The following is a 17,890-nucleotide window of genomic DNA, read 5'->3' as shown; positions in this document are numbered from 1 at the left end:
GCGACACGGCGGATCTTTTCGACGACGACCCATGGTGCCACGCCGCGAATTGATCTAGGGTCTAAATCTACACACCAGATCAACTCGGTCCCGACGCTGTCGTCGGGGTCGCGACCCGGGAGACGACGACGTGCCCACACCCCCACTGCCCTCCGGTGCCGGCCTCAGCCGACGCACCCTCCTCGGCGGGATCGGTGCCGCCGGGGCGGCGCTCCTCCTCGCCGGCTGCGCCCCGTCCGGCTCCGGCCGCGGGCGCACCGAGATCACCTTCTACGCGACCAAGCCCGAGGCGATCCCGTACTTCTCCGACCTGGTCTCGCGCTTCAACGAGTCGCAGTCGGCGGTCCGGGTGATCCACGACTCGACCTCGGGCATCTCGGCCGGTTTCGTCCGGGGCAACCCGCCCGACGTCGCGGCCTTCACGTACAACCTCGAGATGGCCCGCTTCATGGAGCGCGGGGCGCTGAGCGACCTGGGCGACCTGCCCGAGGCGCGCACGATCCGCCCCGAGGTGCAGGAGCTGGTCGACCAGTACGCGACGTACCCCGGCCGGACGAGCGTGCTGCCGTACTCGATCACCGCCGCGTCGGTGATCTACAACCAGCAGGTCTTCGCCGACCTGGGCGTCGAGGTGCCGACCACCTGGGACGAGTTCCTCGCGGCGTGCGACACCTTCACGGCGGCCGGCGTCACGCCGATCTACAGTACCTTCCGCGAACCGTGGACCGTCGCGCAGGGCCTGTTCGACTACACGACCGGCGGGTCGCTCGACGTCGCGGCCTTCTACGAGAAGATGAACGCCGAGGGCACGAGCGTCGGCCAGGGCGGCTCGGTCTCGTTCGAGAAGGACTTCCGCGAACCCGTCGAGCGCATGGTGCAGCTCGGACGGCTGTCGAACGCCAACCGCAACAGCCGCGGTTACGGCGACGGCAACCTCGCCATGGCGCAGGGCGAGGCGGCGATGCTCATGCAGGGGCCGTGGGCACTCGGTGAGATCACCAAGGCGAACCCCGAGGCGAGGGTCGGCACGTTCCCCTTGCCGATGACCGACGACCCCGCCGACCGCAAGGTGCGGGTCAACCTCGACCTGGCCCTGTGGGTGCCCGAGCAGTCGCGCAAGCAGGACGCCGCCCGCGAGTTCCTGACCTACCTGATGCAGCCCGAGATCCAGGACGCCTACAACCGCGACTTCCTGGCGTTCGGCACCACGAGGTCGGCCCCCGCCGTGACCGACGAGCGCATCGTCGGCATGCAGGGCTACTACGACGACGCGCGGTTCTACCAGGGGGCGTCCAAGGCGATCCCGCTGACGATCCCCGCCGAGAACTACGTGCAGGGCATCGTCACCGGCGCCAGCGTCGAGGGCACCCTGCGCACCATGGACGCCGACTGGCGCCGCCTGGCACTCCGCGCATGAGCGCGATCGACGGCGCGGGCCGCGCCACGGCCCCGGCCACCCCGACCACCGCCCGAGTCGAAGGAGACCCGATGGCCACCACCACCCCCACGGCCGTGCGAGGCGCCCGCACCTCGCTGAGCGGCAGCACGACCGGCAACCCGCGGCGCCGCGGCAGGCGCGTCGACCCGGTCTTCTACTTCTTCCTCGTGCCGACGCTCGTCCTCTTCTCGCTGGCGATCACCCTGCCGGCCGTGATGGGCGTGTTCTACAGCTTCACGAACTCGATCGGCTTCGGCGAGTTCGACATGGTCGGCGTCACCAACTACCTCGCGATGGCGACCGACCCGGCGATCCTCGGCTCGTACGGCTTCACGATGGGCTTCGCACTGGTCACGGTGATCGCCGTCAACGTGATCGCCCTGCTGTTGGCGATCGGCCTGACCTCGCAGATCAAGGCGAAGACCGCGCTGCGGGCCGTGTTCGTGATCCCGATGGTCATCTCGGGCATCATCATCGCCTTCGTCTTCCAGTTCCTCTTCTCGAACTCGCTGCCGGCCCTCGGCACCTCGCTCGGCATCCCCGGGCTGCAGGACAGCATCCTCGCGAACGCCGACACCGCCTGGATCGGCATCGTCGTGGTGACCGCGTGGCAGGCGATCCCGAGCACGCTGCTGATCTACATCGCGGGCCTGCTCGCGATCCCCGGCGAGGTGTACGAGGCGAGCAGCCTCGACGGCGCCTCGGGCTGGAAGCAGCTGCGGTCGATCACGCTGCCGCTCGTCGCGGGCTACGTCCTGATCAACACGATCATCGGCTTCAAGAACTTCCTGAACTCGTACGACATCATCGTCGGCCTGACGAACGGCGGCCCCGGCACGTCGACCCGCAGCATCGCGATGACGATCTTCACGGGCTTCACCGGCGGCGACTACGCCTACCAGATGGCCAACGCGACCATCTTCTTCGTGATCGCCGTCGCGATCGCGCTCGTCCAACTCCGGATCACCCGCGGAAAGGCGGCCGTCTGATGGCGAACACCGCACTCGTCACCCCGGCCGCCTCGGCGGCCCCCACCCCAGGAGGCACGGGTCGCGACGCCGACGCCGTCACCCGTCGTCGACGCGGTCGCGTCGGTCGGGAGCGCCCGAACCGCCTCGTCACCGTGCTGCTCGTGCTCGGCACGATCACCGTGCTGATCCCGATCTACGTCACCGTCACGATGTCGCTCAAGACGTCGGCGCAGGCCGTCGACGGCAACGCGTTCAGCCTGCCGGCACCGATCGACTTCTCGAACTTCGCGACCGCCTGGCAGCTGACCGACTTCCCGCGGGCGTTCGGCATCTCGACCCTCGTGACGGCCGCGACCGTGGTCGGCACGGTCGTGCTCGCCTCGATGGCGTCGTACGCGATCTCGCGCAACTGGGACCGCAAGCTGTTCCGCTTCTCGTTCTTCTACCTGCTGGCCGCGATGTTCCTGCCGTTCCCGGTCGTCGCGCTGTCGCAGATCAAGTTGACCGGCATCGTCGGCCTCGACAACCCCGCCGGCGTCGCGCTGCTGCACGTCATGTTCCAGCTGTCGTTCTCGATCCTGCTGTTCACGGCGTTCCTGCGGTCGTTGCCCGAAGAGCTGGAGGAGAGCGCGCGGCTCGACGGCGCCACCACCTGGCAGGTCTTCTGGCGCCTGGTCTTCCCGCTGCTCGCCCCGATGAGCGCCACGGTCGGCATCTTCGCCTTCCTGGCCTCGTGGAACGACTTCGCGATGCCGTCGCTGATCACCGCCGACCCGTCGCTGCAGACCCTGCCCGTGCTGCAACAGATCTTCCAGACGCAGTTCAGCAACGACTACAACGTCGCCTTCGCCTCGTACCTCATGGCGATGGCCCCGGCGATCGTCGTCTACCTCTTCACCCAGCGCTGGGTGATGGCGGGCGTGACGCAGGGCGCGATCAAGTAGGCGTCCGTCGGGGGCGCGGCCCGCGCCTCCTGACCCCCAGGCAACCCACCACCACCGAGAGGACCTCGCTCCACGATGACCGACACGCTCCGCACCGCACCCTCGACCGAGCTGCTGACCGACGACCCGACCTGGTGGCGCCAGGCGGCGGTCTACCAGATCTATCCCCGCAGCTTCGCCGACTCGAACGGCGACGGCATCGGCGACCTGCCCGGCATCACGGCGGCGGTGCCCTACCTGCAGCGGCTGGGCGTCGACGCGGTCTGGCTCAGCCCGTTCTATCCGTCGGCCCTCGCCGACGGTGGGTACGACGTCGACGACTACCGCGACGTCGACCCCAAGATCGGCACGCTCGCGCAGTTCGACGAGATGATCGACGCGCTGCACGCGGTCGGCATCCGGGTGATCGCCGACCTCGTGCCGAACCACTCGTCCGACCGGCACGTCTGGTTCCAGGAGGCGCTGGCCGCTCCCGCCGGATCGCCCGCCCGGGCGCGCTACATCTTCCGCGACGGTCTCGGCGAGACCGGCGAGCTGCCGCCCTCGGACTGGACGTCGATCTTCGGCGGCCCGGCCTGGACCCGCGTCGCCGACGGCCAGTGGTACCTGCACTCGTTCGCGAGCGAGCAGCCCGACTGGGACTGGGACAACCCGGAGGTGCGCGAGGACTTCCTGACCACGCTGCGGTTCTGGTCGGACCGCGGGGTCGACGGCTTCCGGGTCGACGTGGCGCACGGGCTGGCGAAGAGCCTGCCCGAGGTGCTGCCGTCCACGGCCGAGCTCGAGGCGCTGCCCAAGGCCGACGGCGACCACCCGCTGTGGGACCGCGACGAGGTGCACGAGATCTACGCCACGTGGCGTGAGGTCTTCGACGAGTACGACCCGCCGCGCATCGCCGTGGCCGAGGCCTGGGTCGAGCCGTCGCGCCGTGCCCGCTACGCCAGCGCCGAGGGCCTGGGCCAGGCGTTCAACTTCGACCTGCTCGAGGCCGACTTCGACGCCACGCAGTTCCACGACATCATCACGTACAACCTCGACGCCGCCGAGGCCTCGGGCTCGTCGACGACCTGGGTGTTCTCGAACCACGACGTCGTCCGTCACGCGACCCGGTACGGCCTGCCCGCCCTCGACGGTCGCGACGTCAAGCAGGGCGCCGAGTGGCTGCTCTCGGGCGGCACCTCGCCCGAGGTCGACGTCGAGACCGGCCTGCGTCGGGCCCGTGCCGCGTCGCTGTTCATGCTCGGCCTGCCCGGTTCCGCCTACGTCTACCAGGGTGAGGAGCTCGGGCTGCCCGAGGTCGCCGACATCCCCGCCGACGAGCGCCAGGACCCGTCCTTCTTCCGCAATCCCGGCGTCGACATCGGTCGGGACGGCTGCCGCGTGCCGCTGCCCTGGACCCGGTCGGGGCCGTCGTTCGGCTTCGGCGCGGGCGAGGCGCACCTGCCGCAGCCCTCGTGGTTCGGCGAGTACTCGGTCGAGGCCGAGGAAGCCGACGCGACGTCGACGCTCGCGCTCTACCGGGCGGCCCTCGCGGCGCGGCGCGACCTGCAGACCGACGAGACGCTCGACTGGCTGCCCGTCGACGGCCGCGACGACGTGTTGCACCTCGTCCGCCCCGGCGGATGGCACGTGGTGTGCGTGTTCGGCACCGAGCCCGTCGACCTGGCAGCGCTCGGGCTGGGCTCGGGCGAGGTGCTCGTCGCGAGCGGGCCGCTGACGGATGCCGGGCAGCTGCCGGGCGAGACGGCGGCCTGGCTGCGCGGCTGACGGCGGCCTGGGCTGCGCGGCTGACGTCGGCCGTCCCCGGCCGGGAGGCGCGGGGCCGGTCAGGCGGGGACGTCGTCGCCGGCCGTGGAGCGGCGCTGCTCGACCTCGGCCTCGAGCTTCGCCAGACGGGCGAGCCGCTCGTAGTGCTCGGCCTCGCGGTCGAGGTCGGCGAGCTGCTGCTCGGTGCTGCGGACGCGGTGGTCGAGCGTGCGGGCTGCGGCCTCGTGGTACCGGCTCTGGTCGCGGGGCCCGATCTGCTCGACTCGGCTGCCGTACTCGCGGCCCGCGGCGAACCAGACGATGCTGCCGATCAGCGGCAGGAACAGCACGATCATGATCCACAGGCCCTTGGGCAGGTGTCGCACGTCGCCTTCTGGACGCGTGACGATGTCGACGAGCGCCCCCACGATCAGCAGGAGGGGCAGGGCAGCCAGCACGAAGGTCACGGCCCGAGGGTAGGGGGTGCCGCCTGCCCGGCGGAAGCCCCGCGAGGAGGGGTGACCGCGCCCCCGCCTGTGCCGCGTTCTGGGTGTGACGGGCCCTCCGGACGGTCGGTAGCGTCACCCGCATCACGGCGAGCGACCCCGGTCAGGAGGTGCGGTGCCGGTCGACCACGAAGGGTGCAGCTCCTGAAAATTCGCCTCCACCCCTGGTCAGCGGGCGGCTCTGATCGTAAGGTGGGTCGGTCCGCCCCATCGAGGAGAACCGTGAGTCGACGCGCCGTCCGTCCCAGGAAGCGCTCATGACCGACCCCTCGAACACCCGCGAGACCGTGGCGCCGGCCGAGCCGACCTCGCCCGCCGCGCCGACCGCTGCGGCCGTCGAGCAGGCGCCGGGTGCCGCCGTGCCGCTGACCCGCCGTGAGGCCCGCGCCCTCGAGCGCGCCGCTGCCGCCGCTGCCGACGCTGGTTCTGCTGCTCCCGCCTCCGCACCGTCCTCCGTCGCTCCTGCGACCAGCCCGACGATGAACCCGGTTCCGAACGATGCACCCACGAGCAACCGGGTGCATGGTTCGGAAGCGGGTGCGACGGCCACCGAGGCGGCCCCCACGACCAGCGTCGCGCGCCGACCGCGGACCTCCGTGCCGGCCGTGCTCCGTCGGACCCGAGAGGCCGGCCGCCCGAACCCGAGCCCCCGGGCGACCCCCGGCCGTTCGCGGCTCCGGGCCGTCTCGTCGCGCGTCCGTGCCGCGACCTTGCCGGTGCTCGGCGTCTGCGCCGTCATGCTCTTCTTCACGTCGAACCTCACCCCGGCCTCGGCCAGCGACCTGGGCGGGTCGAACATCCCGACCGCCGGTGCCGCTCCGATGCCGACCCAGACCCTCGCGGCGTCGCTCGTCGTGCTGACCGTGTCCGACCGCGACGCCTTCGGGGTGACCGACGCACCGCCGCCGCCGCCTCCGCCGCCCGAGCCCGAGCCCGTCGTCACCTCGAAGAACGTCGCGGGGTCGACGAATTCGTACCGCGCCTCCTCGGGGGCCGGCACCATCGTCAACTCGGGCATCGGTGACATCCGCTGGCCGTTCCCGGGCTCGGTCGTCCTCAGCTCGGGCTTCGGTCCCCGTGCGGCTCCGTGCGCGGCGTGCTCGAGCATGCACATGGGCCTCGACATGACGCCCGGCGGTGGCACCCCCATCGGTGCCGCGGCCGCGGGCGTGGTGCGCACGTCTGGCATGCACGGTCAGTTCGGTCAGTACGCCGTGATCGACCACGTGATCGACGGTCAGCGCGTCAGCACCCTGTACGCGCACATGCAGATCGGTTCGAGCCCGCTCGTCGCCGGGCAGACGGTCCAGGTGGGCGAGCTGGTCGGCAAGGTCGGCCGCAGTGGTGTCGCGACCGGCGAGCACCTGCACTTCGAGGTGCTGCTCGGCGGCACGACGCAGGTCGACCCCAAGGCCTGGCTCGAGGCCAACGCCGGCCGCACGCTCTAGCCAACAGCGACGCCTGACCGACCGGAACGCACGGCGCCTCCGCACGTCTGCCCTGCCGCCCGTCTGCACCGCCGCACGTCTGCACCGCCGTCTGTGCCAGCAAGGGTGCCGGTTCAGATGCGCGGACCGTCGGCGGGCCGGTTCGTCGACACCGGTCCGTCGTGGCGGCCCGTCCGGCACGAACTCGCCCGCTCTCGCGTGCGTCGGCGCCCACCCCCTCGGGCCCGGCGCCTCAGGCTCCGCGCCGCAGGCCGCGCGCTTCAGGCCGCGCGACGCGCCTCGCGCCAGGCCTGCACCTCGGCGGTGAGTTCGGCCTTGCGGTCGGCGTCGGCGAAGGACGCCTCGACCGAGTTCGTCGCCAGCAGGGCGAGCATGTCGTCGTCCAGCCCGAGCACGTCGCGCAATGCCTCGTAGTTGTCGCCCACGTAGCCGCCGAAGTAGGCGGGGTCGTCGCTGTTGACCGTGACGAGCAGCCCGGCCTCGAGCATGCGGGGCAGCGGGTGCTCGGCCAGGTCGGACACCACCGCGAGCCGCAGGTTGGACAGCGGGCAGACGGTGAGCGGCACCCGGTCGGCGACGAGGCGGGCGACGAGGGCGTCGTCCTCGAGGCTGCGCACCCCGTGGTCGACGCGTTCGACGTGCAGCAGGTCGAGGGCGTCCGTGACGTACGACGGCGGCCCTTCTTCACCGGCGTGGGCGACGACGTGCAGCCCGAGCGCGCGGGCGCGGTCGAAGACGCGGGCGAACGCGGCGGGCGGGAACCCCACCTCGGACGAGTCGAGTCCCACCCCGATCAGGTCGGAGGCGCGGTGCGCGACGGACTCGAGGGTCGCGGCCGCGTCGCCCACCGGCAGGTGCCGCAGGAAGCAGAGGATGAGCCCGCCCGTGATGCCGAACCGCTCGCGCGCCTCGCCGAGCGCCTGGGTCAGCCCGTCGATGACCTCGTCGACGTCGACGTCGCGAGAGGTGTGCGCCTGGGGGTCGAAGAACATCTCGACGTGACGCAGCCCCTGGGAGTGGGCGCGTTCGAGGTAGGCCCAGGCGAGGTCGTGGAAGTCCTGTGCGGTCTGCAGCACGGCCGTGCACGCGTAGTAGAGGTCGAGGAACTCCTGCAGCGAGCCGAAGGAGTACGCCGCGCGCAGCTCGTCGACCGAGGCGAAGGGTAGGTCGACGTCGTTGCGGTCGGCGAGGGCGAAGACGAGCTCGGGTTCGAGCGTGCCCTCGACGTGCAGGTGCAGCTCGGCCGTGGGCGGCGTTGCGAGCACGGTGCCCGAGAGGGGCGAACCCGAGAAATCCGTACCCGAGGAGCTGGTGCCCGACAGGGGCGACCGCAGGTGGTCGCTGCTCGTCGGGGTCGTGCCCGTGAGGGGCGTGCCGGGCGCGGGGGCCGCGGTCGTCGGGGAGGTGTCGATCGCCGTCATCGGGCCACCGTAGCGGCAGCGTGCCTCCCGACGAAGCCCCGTGCACGATCGTTCACCGTCCCGTCACCCGGCTACCGTCTGGGGACGAGACGAGGAGGCGCGGGGTGGCTCCTCGAGGACGCCACCCGCGCCTCCTGCCCGGACGTCGAGGAGGCGCGGTGCGCGACGACCGCACACCGCGCCTCCTGCAGGTGGCTAGGCCGTCAGCACGACGGCGAGCGTCTCGGGCTGGTCGTGCCCGGTCCACGTGCCGGTGAGGACCTCGACCCCGTGGTCGCCGCTGTGGCCGCCGGTCGAGGCGAGGGCGCCGGCGTCGTGTCGACCGAGGACGCGGGCGACGACGATGCGGACCGCCGCGCCGGTGACGACCGTCCGGCCCTCGACCTGGTCGACGGTGAGGCGGTCGACGTCGGGCACGGGGGTGCCCGGGGTGCCGCTGCCGACGACGGTCGAGTTCGGCTCGCGGACCTGTCGTTCGCCGTCGACCTCGAACCAGGCCTCGGCCTGGGTGCCGCCGGTCAGCACGGCCGTCGCGAGGGCCGCGGCCCAGACCGGGTCGGCCGTGCCGTCGTAGACCCAGCGCGTGCCGAGCACCGAGTGCTCGGTCGTCCCGACGAGGTGGTCGTCGGCACCGGCCAGGGGAGCGTCGCGATACGTGAGGGGCACCTGCAACTGCACGCCGTCGGGCGTGGCGACGATGATCGTCTCGACGCCGACCTCGCCCGCCGGGTCGTCGAAGCGGAAGGCCGCGACGCTGCGCAGGCCCTCGTCGGCCGTGCCCTCGGACCGGGGTGGGCCCTCGAACCACGGCTGGGTCGGCACCCAGGCGTCGAGCAGGTCGATCTTGGAGGGGCTCATGCCGGCCCGGTGCAGGTGTGCCATGCCGTCGATCGTAGGGCCGACCACCGTCACTGTCGGTCACCGCCACCACCACGCCCCGACACCGCCGGCGGCACGGCCCCGACCGCGCCCCGACGCCTCCAGTAACGCGACACCTGTCGTGCGTTCTCCAGCAGTCGGGCGTAGCCTGCGGCCCATGAAGGCACTCCAGTACACCCAGGTCGGTCAACACCCCGAAGTCGTCGAGATCGAGAAGCCGTCACCCGGCCCCGGGCAGGTGCTGCTGAAGGTCACGGCGGCCGGTGTCTGCCACTCCGACGAGTACGTCATGAGCCTCGGTGAAGAGGACTACACCGCGCAGGGCTACCCGCTGCCGCTCACGCTCGGGCACGAGGGCGCCGGCATCGTGGCCGAGCTCGGCGAGGGCGTCGAGCACCTGCAGGTCGGTGACGCGGTCGCCGTCTACGGCCCGTGGGGCTGTGGGCGCTGCCACCAGTGCGCCCAGGGCAAGGAGAACTACTGCGTCAACGCCGCCGCCGAGGGCATCAAGCCTCCCGGGCTCGGCGCTCCCGGGTCGATGGCCGAGTACATGATCGTCGACGACCCGCGCCACCTGGTGCCGCTCGGCGACCTCGACCCGGTCGAGAACGTGTCGCTCACCGACGCCGGCCTCACGCCGTACCACGCGATCAAGACCTCGCTCCCGAAGCTCGGCGCCGGCACCTACGCCGTCGTCATCGGCACCGGAGGCCTCGGGCACGTCGGCATCCAGATCCTGCGGGCGCTCTCGGGTGCGCAGATCATCGCGCTCGACGTGAGCGACGACAAGCTCGAGCTGGCGAAGCACGTCGGTGCGCACCACACGGTGATCAGCGACGAGCACGCCGCCGACGGCATCCGCGAGATCACCGGAGGCCTCGGCGTCCAGGCCGTCTTCGACTTCGTCGGGGCGGGGCCGACGATGGCCACGGCCGTCGCGGTCGCCGCGGCGGACGCCGACGTGACCATCGTCGGCATCGGTGGCGGCACCGTCGAGCTCGGCTTCGGCGCGATCGCCTACGACGTCGCCGTGCGCATCCCCTACTGGGGCAGCCGCAGCGAACTGATCGAGGTCCTCGACCTCGCCCGGGCCGGCCAGGTCGAGGTCGCCACGCAGCGCTACTCGCTCGACGACGGCCCGAAGGCCTACGAGGCCCTCGCCGCCGGCACCGTCCGCGGCCGGGCCGTCATCGTCCCCTGACGCGACCACCCCGAGGAGGCGCGGTGCCGGATTCCGCGCACCGCGCCTCCTGCAGGTCGCAGCGGCCGATCGGCCGCACCTGACCCCGTCGTCGCGACGGGGAACGGGGTCCTGGCGCCGGCGAGCACCGCAGGAGTGAGCGTCGACACGTTGTGGCTGGGAACGCTGTGTGGCGTGATTCCGACGATGCTGTGTGGCCTAGCTCGCCCTGTCGGCGTGGCCGGTCGGGTCAGGGCTTGCCGTGCTCGGCGTGTGCCTGGTCGTGGGCATCGGGGTGGTCACCCATCATGCGGAGCATGGGCCATGAGCCGCTGCGGGTGAAGACGACGAGCAGGAACGCCGCGACGAGCAGGAACACGATGTTGAGCCAGGTGGTGTAGTTCCAGCTGATCGAGGTCGTCACGATGGTGAGGTGCCGGTTCGTGGGGACGAGGTGCAGCGGGGTGAAGAGCAGTTCGACGGCGTAGCCGGCGAGGACCATGGCGCCGTAGAAGATCCCGGTGATGCGGAGGGCTGCTCTCCAGCCGTAGTACTTCCGGTAGATGATGATGATCGGGATGATGATCAGGTCGGCGAAGATGAAGCTGATCACACCGCCGAAGCTGATCCCACCGTTCCAGAGGACCGCTGCGAGGGGGACGTTGCCGACGGAGCAGACGAAGCTCACCATCGCCAGGATCGGCCCGATGAGCGGGTCGATCAGGAACGCGAGCGTCGGGTGTCCATCGAGGAACAGTGCTTGCAGCCACGCCTTCGGGACCCAGGCGTCGAAGGCGCCGGCGATGAGTAGCCCGATGACGATGTCGCGGATGACGGATGCCCAGTCCATGACGAAGTACTGCGACACGCTCGTGAGCCCGGGCCTCGAGAACAGTCGCCGCCAGAAGCCCTGGTCGCCCTGCACGGACATGTCCATGGCTGCATGGCCCTCCATCGCGCCGGCGAGTCCCTTGTCGGCCTGTTCGCGGGCGGCGTCGACGATCTTCCCGCGCATCCAGAGCCGGAACCCGAGGGCGATGAGGATGATCATCAGTGGTCCACCGACGAACTCCGCTGCGGTGAACTGCCAGCCCATGACGAACGCGAGGATCAAGCCGAGCTCGACGACGAGGTTCGTGGAGGCGACCTCGAACGCCATGGCCGACGACAGGCTCGCGCCCTTGCGGAAGAGCGTCCGTGCGAGGGCGACGGCGGCGTAGGAGCAGGACGAGGACAGTGCGCCCAGGCCGGTTGCGACGCTGATCGCTCGGGGGGAGTCGTCGCGCATGAGCTTGGTGATCTGGTCGGTGCGGACGACGGCTTGGATGACGCCGGAGAGAGTGAAGCCGAGGATGAGGGGCCAGAGGATCTCCCACCCCATCGAGCCGGCTGCTACCAGGGCGTCACCGACTGCGTTGATCACGAACACGTACACCTGCTTCTTCACGTCGCGGGCATGTTCTGCAGCGACAGGGTGGTCACAAAGGGGGGAAGAACCGGTCTCGGGCCGAGGCGGACTGCGTTGCCCGCCTCGACCCTCGACTGGTGTCACGTGGACGCGAGCATGTCCTTCATCTGCGTGATCTGCTCGGTCTGGCTCGACACGATCGACTTCGCCATCGCGACCGCGTCGGTGTTCATGCCCTTGTCGACTTCGCTCCTGGCCATGTCGACGGCGCCCTCGTGGTGCTGGACCATCTGCTGCAGGAACAGCTTTCCGGCGTCCTTTGCGGATGCCTGGTCGAGGTCGGTCATGTCGGAATCGGACATCATCCCGGACATGGAGTGCCCCGACTCCGTGGGCTCACCCCAGCCCTGCAGCCAGCTGGCGAGCTGAATGATCTCCGGACCCTGCTCGGCCTTGATCTGCTCCGCCAGGGTGGCGACGTCGGGGTCGACACCGTCGCCCTTGGCGAGGAGCGCGTCGCTCATCTCGACGGCCTGCTCGTGGTGCGGCAGCATCATCTGCGCGAACATCACGTCCTGGTCGTCGTGCGCCGACGCGGCCGAGCTCGACGAGGCGGACGAGCCCGCGTCGGAGCTGCTGTCGTTCGTGGAGCAGCTCGCGAGGGTCAGGCCGAGGGTGAGCGAGGCGGCGATCGCGAGGGTGCGCGTGGTCGTGGTGGTGTGCATGGAAGGTCCATTCCCGTGGATGCGTCAGCTGGTCCGGGCAGGCGGATGCCTCCCGGTTCTGGGCATGCGGGAGCCGCCCTGCGGCGGTGTGGTCCCGCAGGGGGCGGATCAGATGCGGATGATCTGCAGTGCCGTCAGTGACGGTGGTTTCGGTGCTGCGATGTGGCGCGGCAGCCGGTCAGCCAGCGCAAGCAGTCGCGACAGCAGCGCGATGACACCGCCGGTCCGTGCGCGCAGTAGCGCCCATGCGAACAGGGCGATCGTCAGCGCGCACGCCATCCCCATCAGCGAGCACATCAGCGCGCACAGGCCGCTGTCGCAGCCGGCGTCGGTGAGGACCGTCAGCACCGCGGCCGCGGGAGCGGCATGCTCCCCGTGGCGGTTTCCGACGGCATGGACGTGCTCGGTGGTGGCGGCGGGAGCTGCCATCGGGTGCTCGTGGCCGTCGGTGTGGCCGGCCATCGTGTGCATCAGGACCGTGAACCCGACCAGCAGCAGCAACGCCAGCGTCGCCGTGACCTGCAACAGCAGCCGGCGACGCGGGGAGGCGGTGGTGGCGAGCATCGATTCTTCGATCAGGACGAGGGGTGGGGGATCGTCGGGCTGCAGCGGAAGCACGTTCCGTTGCGAGGTCGACCGAATCGAACTGTACCCCCTGGGGGTATGCGCTGTCTCGGGCGGCCAGCCGATCGATCAGCACAGGGTAGGCATCGCGCGACCGTGCCGTGCCAGAGGGACATTCACTAGCCGATCCCAAGAACGACGGATGTGTGACAGCGGTGCCCTTGGTACAGGGTCGTCACCCGCGTCTGCCACCCGTTTCGCCGGGAGTGAGGACGGCTGCCTGCGACCGCCGATCTTTTTCGGCCTTTTTCGGCCGCGGATGAACTCCTGGATGAGCTGCGTCGTGTTCGTAGTAAGCGGGCTACCTGGGCCGGCGTACCAGCAGGAGGAAATATGCACAAGCGAATGACCATCACGCTCACGACGGCCGTCTTGGCCGCGGCCGCTCTCTCCGGGTGCGCCACATCTGCCGAATCATCCACGACGACCGACTCCACCGAGCCGGCCCCCGCCGAGACCACCGCGGCAGCGGCAGTCCTCGGCACCGCAACGTCTCCCTTGGGCGAAATCATCACCGACGACGCCGGGTACACGATCTACACGTTCAAGATGGACGAGCAGGACTCGGGCACCAGCAACTGCTACGACGAATGCGCCATGACCTGGCCGGCAGTCGAAGCCTCCGACACGTCCTCCCCAGACGGCATCACGGGCAAGATCGGTTCCCTCACCCGCACGGACGGGACAACCCAGCTGACCGTCGACGGCTGGCCGGTGTACCGGTTCGCGAAGGACACCGAACCGGGACAGGTCAACGGACAGGGCGTGAAGGATGCCTGGTACGTCCTCCAGCCGGACGGCACGATCAACATGGAAGCAGGCACTGAGGGCTCAGCAACCCCAGCGTCCTGATCGCGCGCGTGCCTGCCGGACAGAACTCTCCGGGTTGCAGGCCCTCGCAGCTCCACGACCCCACCCGAGCAAAGGAGCCACAAGGCAGTGCTCATCGACATGAAAGCAGAGACAGTGGGTGCGAATGCGTCGACTCCTTCCGCTCAGACGGTGAACCCATGTCCTGGCCATGTCGATGGCATGAGGTTCGACCGCTGGTGCGCATCGGCGTTTCCCGTTGCGCTCGCTACAGGCACGATGAAAGGCGGTCCTGGATCAGGCACTGGCCGGACTTCACCGGCGCGAGGCGGTGAAGGTCATGACCCGAGCCAGTGACGAGCTCTTGTCGGCATTGTTCGAGTGCCACGGCGGGGCGCTTCGCCGTTACACACACAGCCTCACTCGGAACGCGGCGCTGACCGAGGACATCGTTCAGGAGACGATGCTGAGAGCATGGCAGCGTCCCAAGGTGCTGGAGCTCGACAAGGATGCTGCTCAAGCGTGGCTGTTCACCGTCGCTCGGCGCCTCGTCATCGACGACGCACGATCTGCCCGGAGTCGACGAGAAGTGGCAGCCCCTGGCGAGGGAGAAGGCGCTGCTCTCGATCGCACTGATGCGGTCCTGGACAGCATCATGGTTGCGGACGCGCTGGCGTCGCTCTCCGACCAGCACCGTCAAGTCGTCGTCTGTGCGTACTTCGCTGGTCAGAGCATTCCTGAAATTTCGAGACGGCTTGGCATCCCAGAAGGAACCGCGAAATCGCGGCTCCACTACGGGTTGCGCGGGCTGAGGCTAGCCCTCCAAGAAAGGGGCGTCACACGATGACTGAGCATCCCGATCTCCAAGCTCACGAGGACCGTTACCAGGACTGGGACGCGTCCTACGTCCTCGGAGCGCTCCCCACCGATGAACGTCGCGAATACGAGCAGCACCTCAGTACCTGCGCCAACTGCCGTGAAGCGGTGACGGAACTTGCGGGTCTCCCAGGCATCCTGAGCCAGATCTCGCCGGAAGAGGCCCTTGCCATCCATTCACCTCTGGGTTCGGACGACACTCCGGCGCCATCAGAAACGTTGTCGCTGATGGCCCACCGCGTCCGCAAGAGTCAACGCCGCCGCCGAGGAGTCATGGCTCTCGCAGTTGCCGCTGCTGTTGCTGCCGCCGTCTTCGGGGGGCTCGCCGTAGGCGCAAGAAACGACGTCGGCCCAGCGACGGCCCAGATGACGTTCCAGCCAATGGACCCCGGAACCGACTCCACCACCCTTACTGCGGGTCTGCAGATCGAGGAGAAATCTTGGGGCACGAGGCTCGATTGGAACTGCGACTACGGCGCGGACGCGCCAGACAACTCCGGATACGAGCTCGTGGTCACACAAACGGACAACACCACGCTCACCGTCGCGACGTGGGACGCAGCCGGCTCGCGTGCCGCAGATCTGTCTGCGTCGACAGCCATTCCCAGCCTGAAGATCGCGAGTGTAGAAATCCGCTTGAAGGGATCCACGGTCGCGTTGGCTCGGCTAGACACCTGAGTACCTCGCGAACGAGACGCCCGTTAGACGGTCGTCATCCGGTCGCGTAGAAAGTCAAGGGCGCAGCTACGGCAGCCGTGAAGTATGGATACTCTCTGGCCGAAACGGCCGGAGCAATCATTTCGGAGGGATAAGCCCGTGTATGCAGCTGGTGCAAATGGTTGGTGGCCCATCGCCGTCGCCATCGTCACGATTGTCTTCATCGCCGTGTTGGTCATCCAGCATCGCAAGAAGAAGTAGCTAGACAGGAAAGGTCGGGCCTAGCTTCGGCTAGGCCCGCTTTACAGTTCCGTCAATCCACGAGTCGATGCGTCGCGCGACTTCGTGCCCTCTGCCCGCAGGGCGACGAGACGTTGGCTGCAAAAAGCTCAGCATGAGGGCCAGCACGGGTGTGGAGTGTCCGAAGCCCAGCTCATCCGTCCACTCGAGATATGCGTGCTCTCGCAACAACCTGACGTGCTCCCGATTGATGCGAGTCGTTCGGAACAGGCCACGGATGACAGCTTCGTCGTCAGAAAGAGTGAGGGATAAACGCAGGAGGCGAACAAGTAAGACGATGCACGCGCCTGCCAGAACACCGAACGCGATTTGCCCGGGAAGCCCAGAAATGAAGATGGTCGTGCCCCCGAAAACAACGACCATCCCAGCCGCCAGAAGACCGTAAAACGCTCTTGCCGCTGGGTCTAGGGAGATGATCTCGGGTGCCGGCACGTCCCCAACTATGCGGTACGGCCGCGACTGGCAGACCGACAATGCGCCACATGCGTCGGAATACCCGCACCTCGAATGTGCACCGGGGTCTCTACGTTTCGATTTCAGTGTCCGATAGACGGTCGTTCATCGGGACACCTGCTCAAGCCGGTTTCGACTGCCGGAGGTCAAGTAGTGTCTGGCCTGCGAATTCGCGTATGCCTGTCCCGCAAAAAAGCCCGGTGAAGGGGGTCTAAACGCTACAGTCGTCGGATGCTCATCGGATACGCGCGTGTCTCAACTTCGGGACAAGATCTCGCAGCACAACGTGATGGTCTCGCAGCACTGGGTGTTGACCATCAACACGTGCATGTTGACCACGGGCTGTCGGGCACGACTCGAGCGCGCCCTGGACTCCGCGAAGCCCTAGCCGCATGCCGCGCCGGCGACGTGCTCGTGGTGACGAAGCTCGACCGCCTCGCCCGCTCGCTGCGGGACGCGACCGATATCGCGGACGAGCTGACGAAGAAGGGCGTCGCCTTGAACCTCGGGGGAGCGGTCTACAACCCCACCGACCCCGTCGGGCGTTTGCTCTTCAACGTCCTCGGCATGGTGGCGGAATTCGAGGCCGACCTCATCCGTGCACGAACCCGCGAGGGCATGGCGATCGCCAAAGCCGCAGGAAAGCTCCGCGGCCGCAAGCCCAAGCTCACCGCCTCGCAAGAGAAGCACCTGGTGCAGCTGCACCGCACCGGCGCCCACACCACGAGCGAGATCGCTGAGCTCTTTGGCGTCGCCCGCTCAACGGTCTATCGAGCCGTCCAGCGTTCCACAGAGGCCTGACTAGGGGTTGATGGAGCAGTAGCTATCGCTGCGTGCTCCAGGCCCAGTCATTGCAGAGGAATTTCAAACCTGCGAATTCGAGGTCGACTGTTCCCGCGGAATGGAAGCCCAGCGACCTGCACAGTGCATTCGACGCGTCGTTCGAGGTCGATGGGTACGCGTGGATCTCGCCGTAGTCGCTTTCGCTTAACGATTGCAAGAACAGGCGTAAGGCAATCTTCATGAGACCCCGGCCTTGCCAGCGCTCAAGAAGCATCCATCCGATCTCGGCGTTCATGGCGTGAGCGCGAACCAGGGTTATGTTGCCCGCCGGCACCCACTCCTCTCCTTCGGCACACTCCACGATGACCACGAAGGCACGGCCAGCCGCGGTCTCCTCGATCTCTCGGAGAAGGCTTCTGCGGATCTGCGAGGGAGGCAGCGGGCCACCTAATTCCTTCATCATGCTGCTGCTGCCGCGGAGGCGTTGGTAAAGACCTTCGTCGTCGAGACTTACTGGCCTAAGACGGACGGCTGCGGGTTCCGATGGGGGGTTGTCTCCAATCATCTCCACGAGACGAGGTTACGACTGCTAGTGAGTGAAACGCGCCCGATAGCCGATCGTCTGCCGGCACGAAGTTCAGTCGTCGCTCTCGGTTTTGTGCGAGGGGCCCGAATTGATCGAAAGGCCTCGGAACACGAAGAGAGAGCTGGCGACACTCCT

General features: G+C 68.7%; 17 protein-coding genes. 10 read left to right on the top strand and 7 right to left on the bottom strand.

The features are described from left to right. Positions 1-130 precede the first annotated feature (130 nt). The 4 genes from EDF21_RS07915 to EDF21_RS07900 all read left to right on the top strand — a co-directional run bounded on the left by EDF21_RS07915 (position 131) and on the right by EDF21_RS07900 (position 5,120). The gene (locus EDF21_RS07915; protein WP_123570963.1) at positions 131-1,417 is read left to right on the top strand and encodes an ABC transporter substrate-binding protein; all 1,287 of its coding nucleotides are present in this window, start codon (positions 131-133) and stop codon (positions 1,415-1,417) included. Between the two features lie 71 nt (positions 1,418-1,488). Further along, on the top strand, positions 1,489-2,427 hold the full coding sequence (locus EDF21_RS07910) for a carbohydrate ABC transporter permease (RefSeq protein WP_123571173.1): 939 nt from the start codon (positions 1,489-1,491) through the stop codon (positions 2,425-2,427). Next, on the top strand, positions 2,427-3,353 hold the full coding sequence (locus EDF21_RS07905) for a carbohydrate ABC transporter permease (protein ID WP_056044699.1): 927 nt from the start codon (positions 2,427-2,429) through the stop codon (positions 3,351-3,353). Before EDF21_RS07910 ends, EDF21_RS07905 begins: the two co-directional genes overlap by 1 nt. Before the next feature lie 75 nt (positions 3,354-3,428). Further along, complete coding sequence (locus tag EDF21_RS07900) at positions 3,429-5,120, top strand: glycoside hydrolase family 13 protein (protein ID WP_123570962.1); 1,692 nt, start codon at positions 3,429-3,431, stop codon at positions 5,118-5,120. Positions 5,121-5,179: 59 nt separating this feature from the next. On the opposite strand, the gene EDF21_RS07895 is transcribed toward EDF21_RS07900, so the two are convergent. Then, the gene (locus EDF21_RS07895) at positions 5,180-5,566 is read right to left on the bottom strand and encodes a PLD nuclease N-terminal domain-containing protein (protein ID WP_233568421.1); all 387 of its coding nucleotides are present in this window, start codon (positions 5,564-5,566) and stop codon (positions 5,180-5,182) included. A 296-nt stretch (positions 5,567-5,862) separates the two neighbouring features. Here EDF21_RS07895 and EDF21_RS07890 point away from each other — a divergent pair, with 296 nt between their 5' ends. Further along, the gene (locus EDF21_RS07890; protein ID WP_123570961.1) at positions 5,863-7,053 is read left to right on the top strand and encodes a M23 family metallopeptidase; all 1,191 of its coding nucleotides are present in this window, start codon (positions 5,863-5,865) and stop codon (positions 7,051-7,053) included. A gap of 260 nt (positions 7,054-7,313) precedes the next feature. On the opposite strand, the gene EDF21_RS07885 is transcribed toward EDF21_RS07890, so the two are convergent. Both EDF21_RS07885 and EDF21_RS07880 read right to left on the bottom strand, forming a co-directional pair. Further along, complete coding sequence (locus tag EDF21_RS07885) at positions 7,314-8,474, bottom strand: adenosine deaminase (RefSeq protein ID WP_123570960.1); 1,161 nt, start codon at positions 8,472-8,474, stop codon at positions 7,314-7,316. A 195-nt stretch (positions 8,475-8,669) separates the two neighbouring features. Next, positions 8,670-9,356, bottom strand: a complete 687-nt coding sequence (locus tag EDF21_RS07880; protein ID WP_056044693.1) for a hypothetical protein — start codon at positions 9,354-9,356, stop codon at positions 8,670-8,672. A gap of 154 nt (positions 9,357-9,510) precedes the next feature. Here EDF21_RS07880 and EDF21_RS07875 point away from each other — a divergent pair, with 154 nt between their 5' ends. Further along, positions 9,511-10,554 (top strand): NAD(P)-dependent alcohol dehydrogenase, encoded by a 1,044-nt coding sequence (locus tag EDF21_RS07875; protein WP_123570959.1) that lies wholly within the window; start codon positions 9,511-9,513, stop codon positions 10,552-10,554. 229 nt (positions 10,555-10,783) lie between these two features. On the opposite strand, the gene EDF21_RS07870 is transcribed toward EDF21_RS07875, so the two are convergent. The 3 genes from EDF21_RS07870 to EDF21_RS07860 all read right to left on the bottom strand — a co-directional run bounded on the left by EDF21_RS07870 (position 10,784) and on the right by EDF21_RS07860 (position 13,284). Continuing rightward, positions 10,784-11,980 carry a permease gene (locus tag EDF21_RS07870; RefSeq protein ID WP_199736295.1) on the bottom strand — a complete coding sequence of 399 codons (1,197 nt, stop codon included), beginning with the start codon at positions 11,978-11,980 and terminating at the stop codon, positions 10,784-10,786. A 101-nt stretch (positions 11,981-12,081) separates the two neighbouring features. Further along, complete coding sequence (locus EDF21_RS07865; RefSeq protein WP_056044689.1) at positions 12,082-12,666, bottom strand: DUF305 domain-containing protein; 585 nt, start codon at positions 12,664-12,666, stop codon at positions 12,082-12,084. Between the two features lie 108 nt (positions 12,667-12,774). Beyond that, entirely contained in the window at positions 12,775-13,284 is a 510-nt protein-coding gene (locus tag EDF21_RS07860) for a hypothetical protein (RefSeq protein ID WP_056044687.1), read from the bottom strand. A 351-nt stretch (positions 13,285-13,635) separates the two neighbouring features. On the opposite strand from EDF21_RS07860, the gene EDF21_RS07855 reads away from it, so the two are divergent. The 4 genes from EDF21_RS07855 (at position 13,636) to EDF21_RS07840 (ending at position 17,187) form a co-directional block, all read left to right on the top strand. Then, complete coding sequence (locus tag EDF21_RS07855) at positions 13,636-14,142, top strand: hypothetical protein (protein ID WP_158612881.1); 507 nt, start codon at positions 13,636-13,638, stop codon at positions 14,140-14,142. A gap of 298 nt (positions 14,143-14,440) precedes the next feature. After that, positions 14,441-14,947, top strand: coding sequence for a sigma-70 family RNA polymerase sigma factor (locus tag EDF21_RS07850; RefSeq protein WP_082460175.1), 507 nt, complete (start codon positions 14,441-14,443; stop codon positions 14,945-14,947). After that, positions 14,944-15,654 (top strand): zf-HC2 domain-containing protein, encoded by a 711-nt coding sequence (locus EDF21_RS07845; protein WP_123570957.1) that lies wholly within the window; start codon positions 14,944-14,946, stop codon positions 15,652-15,654. The genes EDF21_RS07850 and EDF21_RS07845 overlap by 4 nt, the downstream gene beginning before the upstream one ends. Positions 15,655-16,617: 963 nt before the next feature. Continuing rightward, on the top strand, positions 16,618-17,187 hold the full coding sequence (locus tag EDF21_RS07840; RefSeq protein WP_123570956.1) for a recombinase family protein: 570 nt from the start codon (positions 16,618-16,620) through the stop codon (positions 17,185-17,187). Positions 17,188-17,209: 22 nt separating this feature from the next. Here the strand turns inward: EDF21_RS07840 and EDF21_RS07835 are convergent, their stop codons facing one another. Further along, positions 17,210-17,734, bottom strand: a complete 525-nt coding sequence (locus tag EDF21_RS07835; protein ID WP_233568442.1) for a GNAT family N-acetyltransferase — start codon at positions 17,732-17,734, stop codon at positions 17,210-17,212. Positions 17,735-17,890 lie beyond the last annotated feature (156 nt).

It is taken from the genome of Frigoribacterium sp. PhB118, from assembly GCF_003751725.1.
Taxonomy (GTDB): Bacteria; Actinomycetota; Actinomycetes; order Actinomycetales; family Microbacteriaceae; genus Frigoribacterium.
The sequence above is the reverse complement of the archived record's forward strand: the minus strand, read 5'-3'. Positions and strand labels throughout refer to the sequence as shown.

Excerpts from the sequence above, each read along its gene's own strand:
- EDF21_RS07910 (WP_123571173.1), top strand. The coding sequence starts at position 1,489 with ATGGCCACCACCACCCCCACGGCCGTGCGAGGCGCCCGCACCTCGCTG.
- EDF21_RS07905 (WP_056044699.1), top strand. The coding sequence starts at position 2,427 with ATGGCGAACACCGCACTCGTCACCCCGGCCGCCTCGGCGGCCCCCACC.
- EDF21_RS07900 (WP_123570962.1), top strand. The coding sequence starts at position 3,429 with ATGACCGACACGCTCCGCACCGCACCCTCGACCGAGCTGCTGACCGAC.
- EDF21_RS07890 (WP_123570961.1), top strand. The coding sequence starts at position 5,863 with ATGACCGACCCCTCGAACACCCGCGAGACCGTGGCGCCGGCCGAGCCG.
- EDF21_RS07885 (WP_123570960.1), bottom strand. The coding sequence starts at position 8,474 with ATGACGGCGATCGACACCTCCCCGACGACCGCGGCCCCCGCGCCCGGC.
- EDF21_RS07880 (WP_056044693.1), bottom strand. The coding sequence starts at position 9,356 with ATGGCACACCTGCACCGGGCCGGCATGAGCCCCTCCAAGATCGACCTG.
- EDF21_RS07875 (WP_123570959.1), top strand. The coding sequence starts at position 9,511 with ATGAAGGCACTCCAGTACACCCAGGTCGGTCAACACCCCGAAGTCGTC.
- EDF21_RS07865 (WP_056044689.1), bottom strand. The coding sequence starts at position 12,666 with ATGCACACCACCACGACCACGCGCACCCTCGCGATCGCCGCCTCGCTC.
- EDF21_RS07855 (WP_158612881.1), top strand. The coding sequence starts at position 13,636 with ATGACCATCACGCTCACGACGGCCGTCTTGGCCGCGGCCGCTCTCTCC.
- EDF21_RS07850 (WP_082460175.1), top strand. The coding sequence starts at position 14,441 with ATGACCCGAGCCAGTGACGAGCTCTTGTCGGCATTGTTCGAGTGCCAC.
- EDF21_RS07845 (WP_123570957.1), top strand. The coding sequence starts at position 14,944 with ATGACTGAGCATCCCGATCTCCAAGCTCACGAGGACCGTTACCAGGAC.
- EDF21_RS07840 (WP_123570956.1), top strand. The coding sequence starts at position 16,618 with ATGCTCATCGGATACGCGCGTGTCTCAACTTCGGGACAAGATCTCGCA.
- EDF21_RS07835 (WP_233568442.1), bottom strand. The coding sequence starts at position 17,734 with ATGATTGGAGACAACCCCCCATCGGAACCCGCAGCCGTCCGTCTTAGG.